Origin of the sequence: Corallococcus exiguus (assembly GCF_009909105.1) — a bacterium.
GTDB lineage: Bacteria > Myxococcota > Myxococcia > Myxococcales > Myxococcaceae > Corallococcus > Corallococcus exiguus.
On sequence record NZ_JAAAPK010000001.1, the window covers coordinates 43,843 to 63,417 of the forward strand.

Annotated in this window: 20 protein-coding genes and 1 pseudogene; 10 read left to right on the forward strand and 11 right to left on the reverse strand. The window is 68.5% G+C overall.

The window, feature by feature from the left end; genetic code table 11:
• Nucleotides 1-28: 28 nt before the first annotated feature.
• From GTZ93_RS00170 to GTZ93_RS00190, 5 genes are all read left to right on the forward strand, one after another.
• Nucleotides 29-673, forward strand: a complete 645-nt coding sequence (locus tag GTZ93_RS00170) for a hemerythrin domain-containing protein (RefSeq protein WP_126932884.1) — start codon at nucleotides 29-31, stop codon at nucleotides 671-673.
• 125 nt (nucleotides 674-798) lie between these two features.
• Entirely contained in the window at nucleotides 799-1,548 is a 750-nt protein-coding gene (locus GTZ93_RS00175) for an SIMPL domain-containing protein (RefSeq protein ID WP_139914958.1), read from the forward strand.
• 60 nt (nucleotides 1,549-1,608) lie between these two features.
• On the forward strand, nucleotides 1,609-3,090 hold the full coding sequence (locus tag GTZ93_RS00180; protein WP_139914959.1) for a restriction endonuclease fold toxin 5 domain-containing protein: 1,482 nt from the start codon (nucleotides 1,609-1,611) through the stop codon (nucleotides 3,088-3,090).
• Nucleotides 3,091-3,102: 12 nt separating this feature from the next.
• On the forward strand, nucleotides 3,103-3,861 hold the full coding sequence (locus tag GTZ93_RS00185; protein ID WP_139914960.1) for an immunity 52 family protein: 759 nt from the start codon (nucleotides 3,103-3,105) through the stop codon (nucleotides 3,859-3,861).
• Between the two features lie 10 nt (nucleotides 3,862-3,871).
• Complete coding sequence (locus GTZ93_RS00190; RefSeq protein ID WP_139914961.1) at nucleotides 3,872-4,225, forward strand: DUF2019 domain-containing protein; 354 nt, start codon at nucleotides 3,872-3,874, stop codon at nucleotides 4,223-4,225.
• 658 nt (nucleotides 4,226-4,883) lie between these two features.
• Here the strand turns inward: GTZ93_RS00190 and GTZ93_RS00195 are convergent.
• The 6 genes from GTZ93_RS00195 to GTZ93_RS00220 all read right to left on the reverse strand — a co-directional run bounded on the left by GTZ93_RS00195 (nucleotide 4,884) and on the right by GTZ93_RS00220 (nucleotide 8,927).
• Nucleotides 4,884-5,717, reverse strand: coding sequence for an alpha/beta hydrolase-fold protein (locus GTZ93_RS00195; RefSeq protein ID WP_219629026.1), 834 nt, complete (start codon nucleotides 5,715-5,717; stop codon nucleotides 4,884-4,886).
• Nucleotides 5,718-5,776: 59 nt separating this feature from the next.
• Nucleotides 5,777-6,709 (reverse strand): FtsW/RodA/SpoVE family cell cycle protein, encoded by a 933-nt coding sequence (locus tag GTZ93_RS00200; RefSeq protein WP_139914963.1) that lies wholly within the window; start codon nucleotides 6,707-6,709, stop codon nucleotides 5,777-5,779.
• A complete protein-coding gene (locus GTZ93_RS00205; RefSeq protein WP_120574612.1) occupies nucleotides 6,706-7,017 on the reverse strand; it encodes a PadR family transcriptional regulator in 312 nt (103 codons plus the stop codon). The genes GTZ93_RS00200 and GTZ93_RS00205 overlap by 4 nt, the downstream gene beginning before the upstream one ends.
• A 61-nt stretch (nucleotides 7,018-7,078) precedes the next feature.
• Nucleotides 7,079-7,690, reverse strand: a complete 612-nt coding sequence (locus GTZ93_RS00210) for a cysteine hydrolase family protein (RefSeq protein WP_139914964.1) — start codon at nucleotides 7,688-7,690, stop codon at nucleotides 7,079-7,081.
• Between the two features lie 77 nt (nucleotides 7,691-7,767).
• The gene (locus GTZ93_RS00215; RefSeq protein WP_139914965.1) at nucleotides 7,768-8,400 is read right to left on the reverse strand and encodes an SCO family protein; all 633 of its coding nucleotides are present in this window, start codon (nucleotides 8,398-8,400) and stop codon (nucleotides 7,768-7,770) included.
• Nucleotides 8,397-8,927, reverse strand: coding sequence for a thioredoxin domain-containing protein (locus GTZ93_RS00220; RefSeq protein ID WP_139914966.1), 531 nt, complete (start codon nucleotides 8,925-8,927; stop codon nucleotides 8,397-8,399). The genes GTZ93_RS00215 and GTZ93_RS00220 overlap by 4 nt, the downstream gene beginning before the upstream one ends.
• Before the next feature lie 107 nt (nucleotides 8,928-9,034).
• On the opposite strand from GTZ93_RS00220, the gene GTZ93_RS00225 reads away from it, so the two are divergent.
• Together GTZ93_RS00225 and GTZ93_RS42540 are read left to right on the forward strand one after the other, a co-directional pair.
• Complete coding sequence (locus GTZ93_RS00225; protein ID WP_257978896.1) at nucleotides 9,035-9,448, forward strand: FixH family protein; 414 nt, start codon at nucleotides 9,035-9,037, stop codon at nucleotides 9,446-9,448.
• An 85-nt stretch (nucleotides 9,449-9,533) separates the two neighbouring features.
• A pseudogene (locus GTZ93_RS42540) lies at nucleotides 9,534-9,632 on the forward strand (NUDIX hydrolase); the annotation flags it as partial.
• Between the two features lie 47 nt (nucleotides 9,633-9,679).
• On the opposite strand, the gene GTZ93_RS00230 reads toward GTZ93_RS42540, so the two are convergent.
• Nucleotides 9,680-10,135: a hypothetical protein gene (locus GTZ93_RS00230; RefSeq protein ID WP_139914967.1), complete on the reverse strand. Its 456-nt coding sequence runs from the start codon at nucleotides 10,133-10,135 to the stop codon at nucleotides 9,680-9,682.
• Between the two features lie 149 nt (nucleotides 10,136-10,284).
• Between GTZ93_RS00230 and GTZ93_RS00235 the strand changes: the two genes are divergently transcribed.
• Complete coding sequence (locus tag GTZ93_RS00235; protein ID WP_139914968.1) at nucleotides 10,285-11,106, forward strand: DODA-type extradiol aromatic ring-opening family dioxygenase; 822 nt, start codon at nucleotides 10,285-10,287, stop codon at nucleotides 11,104-11,106.
• A gap of 12 nt (nucleotides 11,107-11,118) precedes the next feature.
• Here GTZ93_RS00235 and GTZ93_RS00240 read toward each other — a convergent pair whose 3' ends face one another.
• Entirely contained in the window at nucleotides 11,119-11,835 is a 717-nt protein-coding gene (locus tag GTZ93_RS00240; RefSeq protein WP_139914969.1) for a type 1 glutamine amidotransferase domain-containing protein, read from the reverse strand.
• Nucleotides 11,836-11,937: 102 nt separating this feature from the next.
• On the opposite strand from GTZ93_RS00240, the gene GTZ93_RS00245 reads away from it, so the two are divergent.
• Entirely contained in the window at nucleotides 11,938-12,843 is a 906-nt protein-coding gene (locus GTZ93_RS00245; RefSeq protein ID WP_139914970.1) for a LysR family transcriptional regulator, read from the forward strand.
• A 227-nt stretch (nucleotides 12,844-13,070) separates the two neighbouring features.
• Nucleotides 13,071-13,604 (forward strand): hypothetical protein, encoded by a 534-nt coding sequence (locus GTZ93_RS00250; RefSeq protein WP_139914971.1) that lies wholly within the window; start codon nucleotides 13,071-13,073, stop codon nucleotides 13,602-13,604.
• On the opposite strand, the gene GTZ93_RS00255 is transcribed toward GTZ93_RS00250, so the two are convergent.
• The 3 genes from GTZ93_RS00255 to GTZ93_RS00265 all read right to left on the reverse strand — a co-directional run bounded on the left by GTZ93_RS00255 (nucleotide 13,605) and on the right by GTZ93_RS00265 (nucleotide 19,571).
• Nucleotides 13,605-15,887, reverse strand: a complete 2,283-nt coding sequence (locus tag GTZ93_RS00255) for a lamin tail domain-containing protein (RefSeq protein ID WP_257978897.1) — start codon at nucleotides 15,885-15,887, stop codon at nucleotides 13,605-13,607.
• Between the two features lie 171 nt (nucleotides 15,888-16,058).
• Nucleotides 16,059-18,011, reverse strand: a complete 1,953-nt coding sequence (locus GTZ93_RS00260) for a lamin tail domain-containing protein (protein WP_139914972.1) — start codon at nucleotides 18,009-18,011, stop codon at nucleotides 16,059-16,061.
• Between the two features lie 138 nt (nucleotides 18,012-18,149).
• Entirely contained in the window at nucleotides 18,150-19,571 is a 1,422-nt protein-coding gene (locus GTZ93_RS00265) for an IgA Peptidase M64 (RefSeq protein ID WP_139914973.1), read from the reverse strand.
• Between the last annotated feature and the right edge of the window lie 4 nt (nucleotides 19,572-19,575).

Consider the following 19,575-nt stretch of genomic DNA (forward strand, 5'->3'; position numbering starts at 1 on the left):
CCCCGATTCGACGGAAGGGAGACAGCCCATGGATGCCATCACGTTGCTGAAGGCGGACCACAAGACGGTGGAGCAGCTGTTCCGCAAGTTCGAGAAGGCGGGCGACCACGCGCTGGCGCACAAGCGCAAGCTGGTGGACGAGATGGTGCGCGAGCTGTCCATCCACGCCGCCATTGAAGAGCAGGTCTTCTACCCGGCGGTGCGCGCGCGTTCGGAGGACCTGTCGCCGGACGTGCTGCGAGCGCTGGAGGAGCACCACGTGGTGAAGTGGGTGCTGTCGGAGCTGGACACGCTGCCGCCGGAGTCCGAGCGCTTCGACGCGAAGGTGCACGTGTTGATGGAGAGCGTGCGCGCGCACGTCACGGAGGAGGAGCAGTACCTCTTTCCGGAAGTGAAGAAGGCCTTCAAGCCGCAGGAGCTGCGGCAGGTGGGCGAGGCGCTGGTGCTGGCGAAGAAGGGCGCGCCCACGCACCCGCATCCTGCCGCGCCGGACACCCCGCCGGGCAACCTGCTGACGGGCGCGGTGGCGGCGGTGATGGACATGGGCCGGGACGCGCTGCGCGTCGCGCGTCGCAAGGCCGTCACGCAGGTGCGCAAGTCCGCGCCGGGTCCGCTGCGAAAGCCGTTGGAGTCCATGATGTCGGTGGACCAGGCGGGTGAGTCGCTGCACTGAGCGACCGTCCGGCGCAGGACGCCTCGGGTCCGGTGAATGTCCGCCGGGGCTGGGGCGTCCGAAGGGGCATGAGAGGCTTTCGCGCAGGAAGCGCGAAGGTTCTCCCGCCTTGGGAAGGAGGCGCCATGTCCGCTGTTCGCAGGATGTTGACGACGCTGGTGGTACTCGCGGGCTTCACGGCCGCGGCGCAGGTGCAGGGCCCGGCCGGTTCACCGCAGCCCCGGCCGCCGGTGGATCCGCAGGTGCGCACGTTGCGCGTGGAGGGCACGGGCGAGGTGAAGGCGCAGCCCGACGAGGCCTTCATCGACGTGGCGGTGGAGACGTCCGCGCAGAACGCGAAGGCCGCGGGCGAAGAGAACGCGAAGCGGATGGAGAAGGTGCTCGCGGCGCTGACGGGCGCGGGCATCGCGAAGCGGGACCTGCAGACGCGCAACTACAACGTCTATCCGGAGTACACGCCGCCGCCGCCGCAGGGCGGTGAGCCGAAGCTCAAGGGCTACCGGGTGAGCAACCTGGTGAGCGTCCACGTGACGGACCTGTCCAAGGTGGGGAGTCTGTTGGACAAGGCGTTGGCGGCGGGAGCGAACCGGGTGGACTCGGTGCGCTTCGGGCTGAGCCGGCAGGATGCGGTGCAGGGCGAAGCGCTGCGGCAGGCGGTGGCGCGAGCGCGCAAGTCCGCGGAGGTGCTGGCCGCGTCGCTCAACGTGAAGCTGGGAGCGGTGCTGGACGCGAGCACGGTGACGGAAGCCCCGCGCCTGTACCCGGCCACCTTCGCCATGGACATGGCGGAATCGCGAGCCGCGCCCACCACGCCCATCCAGCCGGAGGAGCAGACGGTGATGACGAAGGTGACGCTCATCTTCGCGATTCAGTAGGCCCGCGGTCCCGACTGAATGCGAGACACTCCAAGCCGCGTCCCGGCTTGGAGTGAATCCATGCGTACAGGTGTCTTGTTGTGTTGCGCGGTCATGCTCTTCACGGGCTGCGCGCCGGCTGTCTCCAGCAGGGCCCTGCGCTACTCGCCCCGGGAGTCCGCGAGGGAGCGAACTCCAGGAACGAATGCCGACCGCGCCATCGCCAGCTCCGGCGTGCGCATGGATGCCTGGGAGCAACTGCTGACGGACGCGGGGCTGGACGCACGGGACGAGCAGCCTCTGTGGGACAGCACGCTCACGCCCACGCAATCCGTGCGGCTGCTGGGAGTCCTCCTGCGCAAGCCCGTCACGCTGGACACGCTGCCGCCCCGAATGGTGGCGGGCTTCCTGCTGCGAGAGGTGCTGGAGCGAGGCGGGACTTCGCGGGAGGAGTTGCTGCGCCGGGTGGAGCGATTCGCTCGGGAGCAGGTCGCGGTGTTGCGACCGGATGGCTACCTCGCATGGGCACTCACGGGTCGCACCCAACAAAAGGTGGCGCCCGTCGAATGGAGGGACGGAGCCTTCCGGGCGAATGGCTTCGAGCTGGGGCGCTTCTACAGCGGCAAGGGCGGTGTCTTCCGCGCCATGGATGCGCAGCTCCAGGTCTCGGACTGGCGTCCCATGGCCGAGGTGTACGACGACGCTGACGTCATCAGCCGCACCCTGGACGGAGCCGAGGACGCCTTCGTGGAGCTGTACCACGCGCTGGGACAGGTGCTCACGCGTCCCGTGGACAGCATCGCGGGGCTGAGCCACCTGCCGGCGGGCGTGGCGGCGCTCATCGCTTCCTCCCCCGCGTACTGGGAGCGCTTCCAGTCCATGACCCGTGGCGAGCAGATCCGCGAAGTGTCGCGGCTGACGACGGGAATGCTCGTCACATGGGGCGCGGCGTCAGCCACGACGCGGACATTGAAGGGGATGGCGCTGGGGGCGGAAGTCTCGGTGCCTGTGCTGTCACTGTCAGCGGAGGGCGCGCTGGCGCTGGAGCGCGTCGCGGTGCCAGCAGGGCGTGCGGCGGCGGTACTCAGCGGTGGCCCTGGGGCAGCCATCATCCTCCAGCGGGCCAACACGGCTTCGCAGGGAGGAGCACCTTCCCAGGGGCCGGGGCAGTGGGGGCCCGCGACGGAGTCGATGTCCACACGTGCCCGGCGCTACCAGGAGCAGATCACGGGACACTCCGCCGATGATGCCTACTGGGTCGGCGGCATGAGCACGCAGGCCGGCGGCGTGAAGTTCGACGGCTTCAAGGACGGGGTGTTGCTTGAGGCCAAGGGACCCGGCTACGCGAAGTTCTTTGATGGCCTTGAGCCCAAGGAGTGGTTCCGGAACTCCGGAGCACGGATGCTCGTTGAGCAAGCAGAGCGCCAGAGCAGAAAAGTTCGTGGCATGGGTATTCCCGTCCGGTGGCATGTCGCGGAGAAGGCGGCTGCCGATGCCTTTCGCGAACTCTTCAAGAACGCGCGTGTTGTGGGGGTCGAAATCGTCCACACCCCAGCTTTCTGAGTGGATAACCTCATGCTTGTGAAGCTCGACTCAGAGACCTATCCCGATACCTACTTTGCAGGTGCCTACTGGGGGCCGCGCAAAGAGTCTCCCGAGGAGTGCGCCCGTCGCACAGCGGGCTTCCTCAACTTCTTGGCGGAGTGCGACCCGTTCCTGGCCCACTGGTACAAGCCCGCCAAGTCGCGCAAGGACGCTCGCAAGCATCCACTCATGCCGCCCGACATACCTACGCTCGCTGAGATGTTCCGGCGAGGCGTCAACCGGGAGAAAGGGGGGCCCGTCTTTGAGGACTTGGGCTTTAGCTTCTGGTTCGACAACGGCGGAGCCAGTCGTGATTGCGCGGCCCTGCGCATCCACTGTGGCGGATATGCGGAGGCAGTTTCTAACTCCTGTTTCTTGTCGCTCCCCAGTCAGGGAGCGAACGCGGAGCGTATTTTCACGGCCTCCGTGCTGATGGACGTGACGCGCAGCATGGCACTTGCCTGGGAACCCGACTGGGCTGCGGCCATGTCCCGCACGCATCGAGACCTGGACGACAAGGACGGCAAGGCCGACGTGTGGCTTGGCTGGGTGACGTACCTCTCCAGTCACCTGGGCAAGGTGCCGCCATTGCCCGCCCCTGTGCGTATCGAGCCCGTGGAGGACAGGGGCTCGTTGATCATCCTGACTCCAGAGCGATTCACCGTGGCCAACCCCGAGCACATCGCGCTGGCGCGGCGGGTGCGCGAACTGCTGGCCCGGGCAGGGCTTATGCGGTCTGCGACGTCCTGAGAGGAGTCAGGTGACGGGCCTCGAAAGTCTGGTTGAGAAGTTTGCCCAGAACACCGCAGCGCAGACGGACGGCATCCTCCGGGGGGACGCAAGAGCGGGTAACAAGCACGCCGAAAGGGCACTTGCTGCGTTTATGTCGTTGCGAGAGCGGGGCGATGTTGGCCGCAACGCGTTGGCGGCACTTTTTTCGCACGCCCGTATGGATGTTAGGGTCACTGCTGCTGCGTTCCTGCTTCGGCATAAGACCGTCGAAGCCACAGCGATTCTGGAGGACGCAGCAAGGGGCCAGGGTCTGGCGGCCCTGGGGGCTCAGCAAACCTTGCGGAATTGGCAGAATGGTTCGTGGGCTCTCGACCTTGCCTGATGAGGCTGCGGCGAGCGCGAATGATGCCGGGTGGAGATTGGTCGGCGTCTGAGGTCGCTGGTCTGATTGCCGTGGGCGCATAGAACGGAACGGCTGGTTGCTTCCAGGGCGGCCAGCAGAGTCATCCTGCTTGCCGGTGCTTTGGCGACGTCTTGCCGCCAACCCAGGCATTCATACGATTCGCGCTATGACGACACCTACTGAAGTTCCTTGTGACCGCTGTGGAAAGAAGATGTCTCCAACTGAGTTCCGACGCGTTGCGGCCCAATGGAGTGTTGGGACGGCGTCCTATGATGTCAGCGCTGTCGTGTGTGGTAATTGCGCGAAGGAGATAGCGCCAAAGGATAAACTCTGGGCGTGGATTCATCAGCGGTTCCCGAGCAGTTAACAGCCACGGGGCAGTGATGCGTTTGCGTTGGTCGCAGTGGGCTGTGCGAGTGGATTGGTTGATCGCATGTGCCCCCAGTGTGCCCCTCCACCGTGGATTGAAGGGGCACACCAGGGAACTCCCCGGAACAGCACGGGATGGCGCCCCGAGCGAAACCAGGGCGACAAGTGGGTAACCGCGCGTCCTGCGTGAGGTTTCCTGTCTCACTGGCGAAGGTGACGCTCATCTTCGCGAACCAGTAGGCACCGGTTGCCGCCGCGGTCCTGACTGTCATTTCACGAGGAAGTCGGCCAGCGAGGACACGTCTGACGCGCAGTGGCCGCCATAGAGCGGGTGCCACTCGGTCCTGATGCCTCGCTGACGGGCAAGGTTGGCGAGGCGCTCGGTGCCTTCGTAGTTGCCGTAGGCATCGTAGAGGCCGCAGGAGAGATAGAGCTCCGGATGGTCCGGCCCTGCTTGCGCGACCAGGTGCAGGGGCGAGACGCGGCGCCATTCGGCTTCGTAGGCCACGTACTGGCGCGCCATCCGCCAGACTCCGAACACGATCTTGGGATCGGCTCCGGTGCGCTCCATCGAGGCCTGGATCTTGTCAAAGGAGGAGAACGGGGTGTCGGTGTAGACGCCCGGACAGAGCGCCGCGACCTTGGCGAACTGCGCCGGATGGGAAAGGCCCGCGACCAGGACGTTGAGCCCACCCATCGATTCCCCCAGCAGCATCCGCCGTCGGGGGCGTCCCACCTTCGCCTCAATCGCAGGCAGACGGGCCATGAAATCATCGAGCAGTCCGCTGTCCTCCTGCTTGCCCTTCGGAGTCAGGAGCCAGGTCGAGCCGTAGGAGACGGTCACGACCGTGGGCGGTAGGGCTCCGGTGGCCTGCCATTGCGCCTGCAGCATGCCGGTGAAGTAGGTGTCGTCGTTCCAGACCGTCTCGTCGAGATTGCGCCCGTGGTGGTGATAGACGATGTCTCCGTTGGTGCCCCCGGCGGCCTTGTTGATGCAGTAACGCAGGGGCCCTTGCGCGTCGCACTGCTGACTCGCGGGCGTGAAAGAAGCCCTCTGGTCGCCGCGGCTGCGTGTGATTCGCGTCCACGTGAACCAGAGCACGAGGGCAAGCAATACAACAGGCAGCAGGCATCGAACCCGCCGTCCAGGGCGAGGCATTGTCATGACTGGGCGAGTGCGATTCTTGAAGGGATGTCGCGCGAAGTCAGCGGCCTCGGCAGGGTCGAAAGGCTCAGGACGTAGCCGAGGATCGCGCTGCCGCCGTAGCCCACGACCGGGGTCGGATGATTGCCAAACGCGGCGGCAACGGTCGCCGCAAGCCACGCAGCCCCGAAGGCGAGGTAGGTCGCGCGGCTGTCCCCGTCACAGGACCCACCGAACAGCACAGGGACGAGCAGCATGACCGAGCCGGCCACGACGGCCAGCCCGGCAAGGGCATGGACCTGGAAGGACGAAAAGAGGACCTGGTCGACGACACGGTCGGGCTGGAGCGCCATTGCCACAGCGGCAACGATGATCCCCGTCGTCGCAAGCGGGGTGCGCGTCCGGGAGAATCCGGCAAGCATGAGCGGCAGAAGGACCAGGCTCGGTTGCACGCTCACTCCGCCGAGCTTGACCCAGCGAGCTGCCCCCTCGACGCGGAGGCCGACGAATGCGGTGGTGAGCAGCAAGACCGAGAGGCGGAGAATCAGGGCTCCGGACAATCGCCCGCCCGCCCCCGGGATGCGGCTGACGAGGGCCAGCAAGACAAGACCGAGGACGAGCGCGCCAGCGTTGATGCCGAGGTAGCCGACGGGCGCGCCGGCAAGCGTCATGTAGACGAGCCCCATGGCGACCGAGCCAGCCGCGCAGAGCGCACCGACGGCACGCGGGCTGTGCAGCGCGCCGAAGGGCTGCATCAGGAGCAAGCCGATGGCACGCGGCGCCAGGCCGCGGAAGCTCGCAAGCGCGAACGACAGGGCCTGGGTGTCCTCGGGGATTTCCGCGACCTCGTAGCGGATGGCCAGCCCCCAGTCGCGCATCGACGGTGGAAGGAGGGACTGCAGGGCGCGGCACAGCAGGTCCGCCGCAAGTCGTTGGACTCGGACGCTCATGTCGTTGCCCCGCGAAGGACGGAGCGAGCAGCCACCTTGCGGTCTGGCGGATTGTCGCGCGCGAGCTGGACCCCGGTCTGGGTCAGGCGATAGGCGTGCCTTGGCGGCCGCCCCCCCTCCGCCGGCTGCTGCCACTCGGCTTCGAGATAGCCCTGGGCTTCGAGGCGGATCAGCAGCGGATAGAGCGTGCCCGACTTCACGTCCGCGATGCGGCACAGCTCATACCCGTGCGACCAGCCCGCCCCGGCCTCCAGCAGTGCGGCAAGAACGGAGCGGGCGTGATTCGACAACGCGCGAGTTCGCGGCATGCCCTGTAAATCTACCTATGTAGATTTAATGTCAAGGCCGACTGCGGCTGCTTCCTTCACGTCAGCGGACGCTCAAGTTCACGATGGCGTTGGTGCCCATGACGGCGCCAAAGGTGTCGGCGATGGTCACCAGCGCGGACTTGTGCAGCACATCATGCGCAATGGTGCCGCCGCCGGGCGCCTCGATGTCCCGGGTGGCCGAGGCGTCGTCCGCCACGATGACGTTGTAGCCGAGGGGAACCGCGTCCCGCGCCGCGCCGGACACGCAGGCGTGGGTCATCAGGCCGGAGATGATCAGCGTCTTGATTCTGGAGATCTGCAGCTCGTGATGGAGCTCCGTGCCCTGGAACACGCTGATCTGGTTCTTCTTGACGACCTTGTGGTGGGCGGCCGGCTGGATGTCCTTGTGGCAGAAGGCCGTCGGGCTGTCGTGGGCGAAGAGGGGAGCGCCGGACGGGCTCACGTGCCACACGTGGAAGACCGGCAGCTTGTGCCGATCCGCGAAGGCGATGAGTCGCCTGGCGTTATTCAGGGCGCGCGTCCCATCCGGAATGGGCAGTTTTCCGCTGAAGTATTCTTCCTGGAAGTCAATCACCAGCAAGGCGGTGCTGAAGGGGTCAAGCGAGTCCGGGGCGGATGCGCCGAGGATGGTGCGGATCGTGGGGTGCGACACTCTGTTCTCCGGGTCGGGGATGGACGGCCGCGCGAGTCTACTCACTGGACGCTCAGGATTTCCTGAGTTCCTTGTTGTTACTCCGGGGCCTGGGCCAGCAGCGCGGCGTCCCGGAGCAGGGCTTCCAATCCGCCCTCTCCCTCGGTGACCCGGTAGTAGCCGCGCAGCTGTCCCCGGGCGTCCACGAGGACGAAGTGCTCGCCGTGGAAGACGCTGAAGAAGTCGTCCTCGCCCGCGTCGGCGTCGCGGCCCATCATCACCCGGAAGCCCTCCAGGACCGTCGTCTCCACCTGGTCCAGCGGGCCCGTCAACAGCGTCCAGTTGGACGTGTCGATGCGGTGGTCTCGCGCATAGGCGGTCAGCCGTTCCGGTGTGTCATGGCGCGGATCCACGCTGAACGAGGCGAAGCGCACATCCAATCCCTGCTCCCGGGCCTGTCGCTGCACCCGCAGCATCTTCTCCGTGAGCAGCGGGCACACGGTGGGGCACCGGGTGAAGAAGAAGTCCGCGACGTAGAGATGCCCCCGCATGTCGGCGTCGGAGAAGGGTCGTCCCGTCTGGGCGGTCAATTCGAAGCGCGGGAGCGGCCCGTACAGGGGCAGGTTCTCCGCGGCGACGCGCGCGCGTTCGCGTTGAACGTGGGGCCACGCGACGGACAGCAACGCGATGACTCCTGCACCGGCGAGCACGAAGAGGGATGTGGGCTTCATAGAGGGGGGCAGGAGCGCAGACAGCGCGCGTCCGTGATGACGCGTTCGGAGGTGGATGTGGCCTGGCTCGAGTCGTAGACGCCCCGGACCTGGAGGCGTTGATCCACCAGCAACAGGAGGCGTCCGCTGTCCCGCAGCGGCTGCCAATCCGGGTGGAGCACCGTGGAGTCGCGCGACGTCGCGCTGACGACCCGAAGCGGGACGCCATCGGTCTCGAGACGCTCCTGGACCTGTCGCAGGAGGGGAACAAGCGTGAATTGGACCAGGGTGAGCTGTCCCTGAAGCTGCCCGGGCTCCATCGGCTGGCCCCGCTCATCGCGAAGGGTGAGCGAGGGCAGCGGCCCATACACAGGAGGCGGCACCTCCAACTCCCACGAGGCGTTCGAAGGGGGCGCCTCCGACCAGGCGAAGTCCAGCACCATCACGAGCGCCGCGCATGCGAGCACGGACACGGTCAGCCCCACGGCTCCCAGCACCACGAACACCCACGAACGGGGCTGCGCGGAAGAGGACGAAAGGGCGGACATGATGGCGCACCCTCTCTCATCCAGACCGCATGTGCGATGCGACACCTTGTCGCAGAACCCAGGCCCGCCTCTTCCGCTACACGGCAAGGATGATGAAGGCACTGCTGATGGGAACGTTGTTGCTGGGCGCGACGCCCTCCGCCACTCCAGACGCCGGAAGCGACGGGGGACAGGTGAGCGCGGCTGCCACCGTGGGAACAGGGGCCAGCACATCCGGCAGGCTCCGCGTCGAGGTCCTCTCTTCGATGACACCGCTCCGAAGAGGCGTTCAGACGTTCCAGGTGCGGATCACCGACGCCGCGTCGGGAAAGCCGGTGCCCGGTGTCGTACTGTCCGTTCAACCCTGGATGCCCGCCATGGGCCACGGCATCTCCGAGGTCCCCCGCGTCACCGCGCGAGAGCCAGGGACCTTCGAGGTCTCCGACGCGGACCTCTTCATGCCCGGCGTCTGGGATCTGCGCTTCACGCTGAAGGGGACGGTGGAGGACTCCGCGACCGTGACCCTCAAGCTGGGGCGGTAGGCGCGGCGGCCGCACCTCTTCGAGGTCATCAGGCTGCCAGGAGCCGTCGAAGGCAGGCGAGTCCGGGTCGTAGATGCGGAAGTCGAATGACGTTGCCGCAGTGCAGGTGTTCAGCGGACTGGTAGCCGAAGCAGAGCGCACCCACCGGGTCACGCGCCTGGTGCGCGGACAGCTCACGAGGAAGTCTGAGCGGGAGCGGCAGTTCCTCGCGCTATTCGGCGGGCATGGGCCTCAGGACTTGAGCGCCGCGGGAGCCGTTTCGCGCGGCATCAAGCCGCTGAACTCGTAGATGAACGCACCGTTCTCCGTGACGTCCACGGTGCAGGCGCCCGCGCGGGACAGGCCTTCGAGCACCTCCTTGGCTTCGGTGAACGAGAGCTGACTGCTCGCCGCCACCTCGGCGATGGTGACGCGGCCTCCGTGCTCCTTCGCACAGGCGAGCACGGCCCGCTCGACGTCGCGGGAGTCCAGCGAGGGCCGCACCACGACAGGCGCATCCCTCAATTCGGGCGGCAGCTTCGCGCGCCGCGCGGAGCGGACAAGCGCCAGGCCTCCGAGGACGAAGACGGCGCCGAGGATGAACCCCGCGATCGTGTGTTCCGCGGTGCCCTGGATCAGCTTGTCGAGCTCCAGGCCAATGCCAAAGACGCCGAACGCGGCGAGCGCCCATCCGATGATGCTCTTCATGCAACCCCCTTCGCGACGGGACCACCCATCCGTTCCCCAGCGCGGGTTCATAGCAGAAGACGTCGTGTCTCAAGCGGACGCAGGGGTCCACCCGGAGTGCATTGGCGCGCCGGCCCACCCGTGGAGTTGAATGGCACCGAGAGGCCCCCATGTCGACCGACCCGTCCAATCCCTCCTCGCGCCTGCCCGTCGTCTTCATCCCGCACGGCGGTGGCCCCTGGCCCTTCGTGGAGATGGGCCTTCCGAAAGCGGAGCTCCAGGCGCTCGCGACCTACCTGCGCCAGGTGGGCCAGCAACTCGCGGCGCCACCCAAGGCGCTGCTCGTCATCTCCGCCCACTGGGAGGAGCCCGTGGCCACGGTGATGACGTCCGCCGCGCCACCCATCCTGTATGACTATTACGGGTTCCCGCCGGAGTCGTACCGCATCCCCTGGCCGGCGCCGGGCAACCCACGGCTCGCGGCGCGCGTGCGCGAATTGCTCTCCACGGCGGGCTTCGCCACGTCGGAGGACCCGGCGCGCGGCTACGACCACGGCACCTTCATCCCGCTGAAGCTGACGTACCCGGAGGCGGACATCCCCTGCGTCCAACTCTCGCTGAAGCAGGGGCTGGACCCGGCGGAGCACCTGGCCATGGGCCGGGCGCTCGCGCCGCTCCGCGACGAGGGCGTGTTCATCATCGGCAGCGGGATGACGTTCCACAACCTGCGCGCCTTCGGAGACCCTCGCGCGCACGAGGTCTCCGCGAAGTTCGACGCGTGGGTCCAGGACGCCGCCACCTCTCCCGCGGACGAGCGTGACGCGAAGCTCACGCAGTGGATGCAGGCCCCCTACGCGCGGCTCGCCCATCCTCGCGAGGAGCACCTGCTCCCCTTGATGGTCGTCGCCGGTGCCGCCGGTGAGGACCGGGGCACCACCACCTGGTCCGGCTCCATGATGGGGACGCGCATCTCCGGCTTCCAGTTCGGCTGACGGCAGCGGGCTTCAGCCCTTGGGGGCCGGGGCCTGCTTCTTCTCGGCCAGGACCTTCAGGACCTCCTGCGCGGTGGCGGCGGAGGACGCCGGGTTCTGCCCCGTGACGAGCCGCCCGTCGCGCACCGTGAAGCTCTTCCACAACGGGCCGGACTCGTAGCGCGCGCCCAGCTCGCGCATCCGGGTCTCCAGCGGGAAGGGGACGATGGCGTCGAACTTCGCCGCCTGCTCCTCCGCGTTGCTGAAGGCCGCCACGCGCTTGCCCGCCACCAGCGGCTTGCCGTCCGGTCCCTTCACGCCCACCAGTGCCGCCGGGCCGTGGCAGACCGCCGCCACCACCGCGCCCCGCGCGTAGCCCGCGGACAGCAGCTGGTGCGTCGGCACGTGCTGCGCCAGGTCCCACATCACGCCGTGCCCGCCCACCACGAAGTACGCGTCGTAGGTGTCCTTCACCTGGGCGAGCACCTTCGTGTTCGCCAGCTTCTTCGTCGCCTCGGCGTCCGCGAGGAAGGCGCGCGTGTCCTCCGTCTGCTCCTTCTCGCTGCGAGGATCCACGGGCGCTTTGCCGCCCAGCGGCGACGCGATGTCCACCTGGGCCCCGGCCTTGGTGAACTGCTCGTACGGCGCGGCGAGCTCCTCCAACCAGAAGCCCGTCTTCTCCCCGGTGTTCCCGAACTGCGAGTGGCTGGTGACGATGAGCAGCACCTTCACGGCGGCGAGCGCTTCCATGGAACGTCCTCCTTCAAGCCCCAGTCCGTGGGGCGATGGGCGATGAAATACGTCCCCGCCGTCCCCAAGAAAACCGAGAGCCCCTTCACATAAACTGAAGCCATGCTTGGCAATCACGAAGCGCTCTGGACGCTGTGGGAGGTCAGCCGGGCGGGCACGCACGCGGCCGCCGCCACGCGCCTGGGCATCACCGCCTCCGCCGTGGGTCAGCAGCTCAAGGCCCTGGAGCGGCACGTGGGCGTGGCGCTGTTCGAACGGGTGGGGCGCCGGGCCCGGCTCACTCCGGCGGGCGCCGCCCTCGTCGCGAGGCTGGGCGAGCACCTGCCCGCGGTGGACGCGGCGTTGGAGGCGGCCTCCGAGGCCCAGCGCGCGGTGCGTGGCGAGGTGTCCCTGGGCGGTCCCTGGCCCTTCTTCCGGTACTGGCTCCGGCCCCGTATGCCGGGCCTGCTGGCGCGGCACCCGGAGCTGCGGCTGGATGTGCGCTTCGACGTGCCCAGCCGCGTGTCACGGCTGTTGCTGGACGGCGCGTTGGACCTGGGCATCGTCGGGCTGTTGCCGGACGCTCCGGGGCTGGAGGTCCGACCGGTGGCACAGGAGGAGTTCGTCGCCGTGGGCGCGCCTGCGTACCTGAAGCGTTGGGGAACACCGCGCGGGGCACGCGACTTCGGTGCGCACCGCTTCATCGCCTTCGATGCGGACCTGGCCATGCTGGCGCCGTGGTGGCGCGCCACCTTCGGACCGAAAGAGCCCCTGCCGGCGCAGGTGGTGTGCCGCGTCGCGAACCTGGACGAGATGCTGGCCCTGGTGGAGGCGGGCGTGGGGCTGGCGGTGTTGCCCGACTACCTGGTGGCGCCCGCAGTGCGCGAGAAGCGGGTCGTGACGCTCACGCCGGAGCTGGGCCGACGCTCCGCGCGGAAGCCTCGGGGAACGCTCTATGTCGCGTGGCGCAGGGCCGCGGCACCCACGGCCCGCTTCCTCGCGGTGCGCGACTGGCTCCTGGCCGCATAGGCGCTGCTTCCGGAAGGCCCTGGGCCAGGGCGCGAGGTAGCGAATGCCTGCCCGCCCTCCGGACAGGGAGGAGAGAGTCCAGGGCACCAGGCCCCACCCCACACGGTCGTGGTTCCCGGCGGGGCAGGGTGTCCCCATCTTTACCGGGGGAGAGCGGGCTCGCGCGCCATGGAGGGGGACTCCGTCGGGATGCGGGCTCCTTCGCACGATGCGGGAGGACGTGGCCAATGCGGAGACTGCGCGGGACGGCGGGCCTGCTGATGCTGGGCCTGGTGGGACTCGGGGGACTGTCGGCGTGCAAAGGCGGCGAGCCGGGGCAAGACGGCCCTTCCGCGAAGCACCGCGAGGGACGTTCGGAGGTGCTTCGCGGGCTGATGGCCTCCAAGGAGACCGTGGACCCCAAGGCACTGAAGACCGCGGGCTCGGAGGTGAAGGGCTCGCCGGCGCCGGCTCCAGAAGGAACGGGCGGCTCCGGTCAGCAGCCGAGGCCCATGGGCTGGGCCGCGGGTCGCGTGTCCTGGGTGGGCGACGACGAGCTGCTCTTCGTGGACGGCCAGGGCCTGGAGCGGGAGGTCTTCGTGGACGAGGCCACGCGGCTCAAGCGCGCCGACGAGAACGTGCAGCTGCACGACATGTCCGAGGGTGACGAAATCCGCGTCACCTTCGAGGACCATGGCCAGGAGTGGATCGCCCGGGACGTGGAGGCGGTGCCCGCGGAGCCGGAGTCCGGGCCCGACCCCCAGGCCCCGCCGCTGCGCTGACTAGAACGCGCCTCCGTCCGCGCGCCGGCCCGGTGAGGACTGCAGCCCGGGCGTCAGCGTGGTGTGCAGCACGAAGCTCGTGTCCGGCGACAGGTCCGGGGAGCGGTTGATGGACACCGCGTCCACGGTGCTGAAGTAATCGACGCTGTCCACGATGCCGCCATCCTGGCGCTTGAGCTGCACGGTGTCCGACGTGTTGTTGAGGCTCAGCGTCCCGCTGGAGGCCGCGACGGTGTCGGGCGTGCCGGCCGGGAAGCCCGCGGACCCACCGAAGACGACCAGGGGCCGTCCTGGTTGAAGCACCGTGCCCGGGGCGAAGACGTGCCGCGTGCTCAGTGCGTCCCACAGGCTCCAGCCGGACAGGTCCAGCGGGGCGGAGCCCGTGTTGTAGAGCTCCACGAACTCGTGCGCGGTGCCGCCGGGGAGCGCGGGCTCGTTGGCGAGCAGCTCGTTGATGATCACGCGGGGCGCCGTGCGCGTGAACCAGATGCGGCCGGGGGTCATGTCGAAGCGCGACGCGTTGGCCGTGTCCACCACGCGCACGCGCACCAGGTCGCTCTCCACGTCCGGCACGGTCCACGTGAAGGTGCCCTCGCTCGCGCTCACGGAAGGGGCCACGACGAACCACTGGTCGCCGCTGTCGTAGGTGGCCTCGATGCGCACGGTGCTCACGCCCGCCGAGCGCCACGTGACCGTCAGCGGGGTGCCCACGACGAACGTGCCGTCCAGGGGCGCGGTGACCCGCACGCGCGGACCGGGAACGCCGCTCAGGTCGTAGCGGGTGATGACGGGGTAGTGGTCGCTGACGGTGCGGGCGTAGTCCGGAATGGTCGCGTCGGGCCGGAGCACCTGGACGCCACCGGGCACCGCGTCCACGGCGACCTCGTCGGTGACGAGCGTGTGGTCGATGACGTCGTTGTACTCCGTGGTGGTGCGGATGGTGGCGTCGGTCAGCACCTTCGTGAGGAAGGTGTAGTGCGTGGGGTCGTCCAGGAAGTTCGCGTAGGGCGTGGGCAGCGCGACGCCGTTCTGCGTGGAGATGGAGTGGTCCAGGTCATCGTTCCAGTCGCCGATGACGAGCACGCGCGCCTCGGGCAGCCACTGATCCAGATAGCTCTTGAGGGCGGTCGAGGAGCGCTGGCGCTGGCCGTAGGACGTCATGTCCTCGAAGGCCTTCATGTGCGTGACGATGACGACCAGCGGCGCGTCCTCGCCATGGATGCGGGTGGTGAAGTCCACGCGCAGCGGTGGGCGTCCGCCGAAGTCGGCGGCCTGCGCGGTGAGGATGATCTGGGCGCTGCGGTAGGTGAGCGAGCTGTCGTAGACGATGCCGGGCTTCTGCTCGCCCGCGGAGTACGTCGACGTGCCGCTGAGGACGTAGGTGGTGTTGTTGGCGAGGAAGCCGCGGTAGCTGCCGGGCAGCCCCGACAGGAGCGTGTTGAAGTCCACGGTGTCCACCATCTCCACCAGGCCCCAGACGTGGGCCTCCGCGTCGCGAATGACACTCGTCGCCCCCGCGACCTGGAGGTCGTCGGTCACGCCGCCGTCGGAGGTGGAGTTGGCCGGTCCCTGGTTGGGCGCGCCGAACCACTCCAGGTTCCAGTGGCCCACGGTGAACAGCGTGAGGGGCGGCTGCACCAGCACGATCAGCCGCGCGGACGCGGTCTGTCCCTCCGCGTCGCGCACGGTGGCGGTGAAGAGCGTCGAGCCCGCGGCGGTGGGCGTGCCGGACAGGGCGCCGTCCGTGGAGAGCGTGAGCCCCGCGGCCAGCGTGCCGGTGAAGCTCCAGGTGAACGGTGCCCGCCCGCCAGAGGCGGTGAGCGTCATGGCGTAGGGCTGCCCCACGCGTCCGTCCCCGAGCCCCAGGGAGGTCACCGTGAGCGCCGGAATGCCTGCATCCGGCACTCCCGCATCGCCGCCATCGGGAGACGAGCCGCCATCGTTCAGCACACCGCCGTCACCCGACGAGCCGCCATCATCCGACGAACCGCCATCGCCGGAGGCGCCGCCATCGTCGGGCTCACCCGCGTCGCCAGGCTCACCTCCATCGACAGACTCGCCGCCGTCGACAGACTCGCCGCCGTCGACAGACTCGCCGCCGTCGACCTGCTCGCCGCCGTCGACCTGCTCGCCGCCATCGGCCTGGTCACCCCCACCGTCGGACGCGCCGCCGTCGGCTTTCACTCCGCTGTCGGAAGGCTCGACCGGCGTCGGCGGTGTGGAGCTGGGACACGCGGCGAGCAGTAGGGCGAGCAGGGGCGCGACGATGCGAGGGAGGGACATGGAAGCCATCCGGTCCAGACACCGGAAAGGGACCACGGCCCATCGCGATGACGGGCGGTGCATCCCCATGCTCCCAAGAGTCGCACATCCCCCCGTCATCCAAGAAGAAGGGCCGCGCTCCCCGGTGGGGGAACGCGGCCCTGGGTTACTGCAATGTGTCAGACGCGGAGACTACGGCGTCGGAGCGCCCGGCGTCGGGGTGGCCACGAACGCGAAGTCCGCGTTGTTGTTGTTCGTGTCGTTGCCGTTCGGGGTCCGCTGCAGCGAGCCCACGGCGGAGTTCGAGTCCGAGGCGACGGTGCGCGTGCCCTCCTCGAAGTTCAGGGACTTGGGACCCGCGGCCGTGGTGATGGTGAACGTGGGGTTCTGGGGATTGCTGGCAGCCGTCTCGTAGAAGACGCTGTCGAGGAGCGTGCCCGCCGCGTAGTCGAGCAGGCCCACGCCGTCACCGGTGCCGTTCTGGATGATGTCGGTGTTCGCGCCGGAGGTCGTCTTGATGATCAGCCGCAGCGTGCCCGCCGGCAGGGTCGTCGTGGTGAAGTACGGCTCGGGCGCCGCGACGATGTAGCCGCCCGCGGGCAGCGACGTGACCGCGTTGCCCTGCGCGTCCTTGGTGTCGGCCAGGTTGAAGCTCAGGTACTCCACGCGCGGGTTGGCGGTGGAGTCGCCGTTGACGAACACCAGCTTGACGTTGGTCAGGTCCGCCGCCTCGGTGCCGCGGTTGTAGATCTCGACGAACTCCGCGGTGTCGGTGCCCACGTTGTCGTAGTCGATCTCATTGATGACCAGCGACGGGCCCGTCGGAGGAGGCGTCAGGCCGGTGAACGTCGCGGTCTTGGCGGCCGCGTCCAGGGCCTTTCCGGCCAGGTCCTTCACCTCGCCGTTCACGGTCACCGTGTACTGCGTGCCACCCGTCAGGTCCGCCGTGGTCAGCGAGACCTGGTTGCCCGTCGTCGTCGCCGCGGAGACGGCCACGGTCGGCGTGATGCCGAAGTCCGCCGCCTCCACGGTGGCCGCGTCGAGCTTCCGGTCGAACGTCAGCCGCACTTCCGTGCCGCTCAGCGGGCGCGCCTCGGTGAGCTTCGGCGCGGGGCAGGAGGTGATGGTGAGCTGCTCCGGCGCGAACACGGACACCTGCGGCTGGGCGGTGAAGCGCCAGACGACGCCGGTGGGCACGGTCACGTCGCAGCCCGAGACCAGGTCCAGGTCCGTGGACAGGGTGGTGGGCACGCGCAGGCGCAGGGGGCTGGGGGACGGCTCACCCGTGGTGATCAGCGGGAAGGCGGTGAAGGCCGCGCCGCTGCCAGCGCCCGCCTCCAGCTTGCCGGACACGGTGACCAGACGGCTCTCGTAGACGCCGGTCGTGCCGGCGTCCTCGAAGGAGTTGACGGCGTTCGCGTCCACCTTCAGGCCCGGGGGCGTCGCCGTGCTCAGGTTCCACACGCCGTGGTTCTTGCTCACCACGGTCAGGTCCGTGACGGTCTTCGCCACGTTGAGACCGCTGATGATCTCCTTCTCCGTGACGTTCAGCGTCACGCGGTCACCCACGGCGACCGCCGTGGCGGAGTCGCGCACGAACATCGCCGGGCCGTTGGCCTCGGCCTGCAGGAAGAAGCCGGAGGCCTCCGTGGCCGCGCTGCCCGTGACCGCGGGCTTGATGAAGGTCACGAACGCGCCGCTCACGATCTGCGGCGTGGTCAGCGCGCCCGCCGGGGCCGCGATGAACGCGGCGATCTGCGCGCTCGTATCCGCCGGCGGCGTGGTGACGCTGGAGGGCGTGCAGGTGTTCGTCGCGATGTCGCAGGAATCGGTCAGGGCGCAGGCCGGGGTGCATGCCTGGGGGCCACCCGTGCCGGCGTCCGTCGTGGTGCCGGCGTCGGTGCCCGCGTCCGTCGTGGTGCCGGCGTCCGTCTCAGTGCCGGCGTCCTCTTCCGGAGGAATGTTCAGCGTGCGCAGCTCGCACTTGTTCTCCACGCAGGTGTACGCCTGGCCCGCGGGCGGCGCACCCTTGTCACGACAGTCGAACTGATCGACACACTCGTCGCCGCAACCCGTGCCGACCGTGACGAACACGGTGGTCACGAGCGCCGGCAGCCAGCTCCGCTTCAAGCTCTGCTTCAGCATGGAAATGCCTCCAGGGGTGTCCAGATTGCAGGTGCGGTCCCCCTTACACCCGAAAACAGAGGGGCGTCCATTTGCCCAACCACCTGCCACGTCCCTGTCACTCGAAAGGACGCCCAGGGGCCTGGGAATCAAAGAAAGTCAGGGACTCTTCCGTGCAGGGGCGGACGTTGGGCCCGCGTACAGGTCGATGACCTCGCTGATGCCGCGCTGGCACACCGCGCAAAAAGGCACCCGGTCCCGCGTGAACATCATGCAGTCCATCTGCGGCCGGAAGTAGCCCTTCGCCTCGTAGTGCGCGCCCTCGAAGGCGCCCACCTTCCCGGAGAACTTCTGCGTGCCCAGGAATTTCTCCTCCCAGTCCCGCTGCGCCACGAACAGCGCGTCCATCTCCGACTCGGGTTTGCGCTCTGAACGAATCTTCTGCCGGCGTTGCTGCACCTGCAGGGCGTGCGCGTCATAGGCGGGCTGATTCCAGGGCGTGGGCAGCGGGGTCCCCGGCGCCACCAGGTCCTTCCACTTGAGCTGGGCGGGGTCGTGGAGCGCGGTGACGTTCTTCTCCCAGGGCTCCACCCGCTCCGAGGGCGCGGAGCCGTAGACGGGGGCGGACGTGTAGTACTCGTCCGCCAGCCCCGCGAAGTGGTGGCCGAACTCGTGGACGAAGACGTAGGGGGCCCAGAGGCTGTCAGCGGCCACGGTGCTGAAGAGGCCGTAGATGCCTCCGCCGCCGTAGGTGTTGCCGTTGGAGAGGATCTCCACGAACTCGTAGGGCGCGAAGGCGGCGGTGTCACGCAGCGCGGCGTTGTCGAAGGTGAGGATGTAACGCTCGGCGCCAAAGGCGTCGTAGGTGGAGCCCAGGGGCGGGCGGCGGTGGACGCCGGTGGAGGGCCGGGAGATGCCGGACTCGGCCGCCTTGGGCATCAGCCCCCAGACGTTGAAGTCCGCCTTGCGCTCCTTGAAGGGGGAATAGCTGAAGAGGATGTCCACCAGCTTGCGAGCGTCCTTCTCGAACTTGGCGCGCTCCGCCTCCGTGTAGCCGTCCCCCATGATGAGGAAGTCCACCTTGTCCTGCGGCGGCCCGTTCTCCAGCAGCTTCAGCAGCGGGCCCGGCGCGGGCGGCGAGGACGGATCCACGAAGGGGTCCTTCGGATCCACCACCAGCGACCAGATTTCGCGGAAGGCGTTCTGCGCGTCGCGCTTCTTCAGGATGACCTGGACGGGGCTGTCCGGCGCGGGGAAGCGCAGCGACTCACTGAAGGTGCGGTGGGCCTGCTTCGCCTCGTCCGTCAGCTCCCACTCGCCGAAGATGGAGGCGAAGCCGCGCGAGAACAGCAGCCGGTTCGTCTTCCGGTCCCGCACCTCGAAGAGGTACTTGCCCAGGTTCGTCTCGTCGATGGCCCGCGCCGGGTGGCCCGGCCAGGGCAGGGGCTCCACCACCAGCCGCTCCAGGCTGAAGCGCTCCTCGGTGGCGTTGCCGGTGTGGAAGTAGTCGACGCGGAACGTCCGGGGCGCGGCGAGGGCGGTGCTCGCCGTGAGCAGCAACAGCAGGAGGGAAGCGCGCATGTGG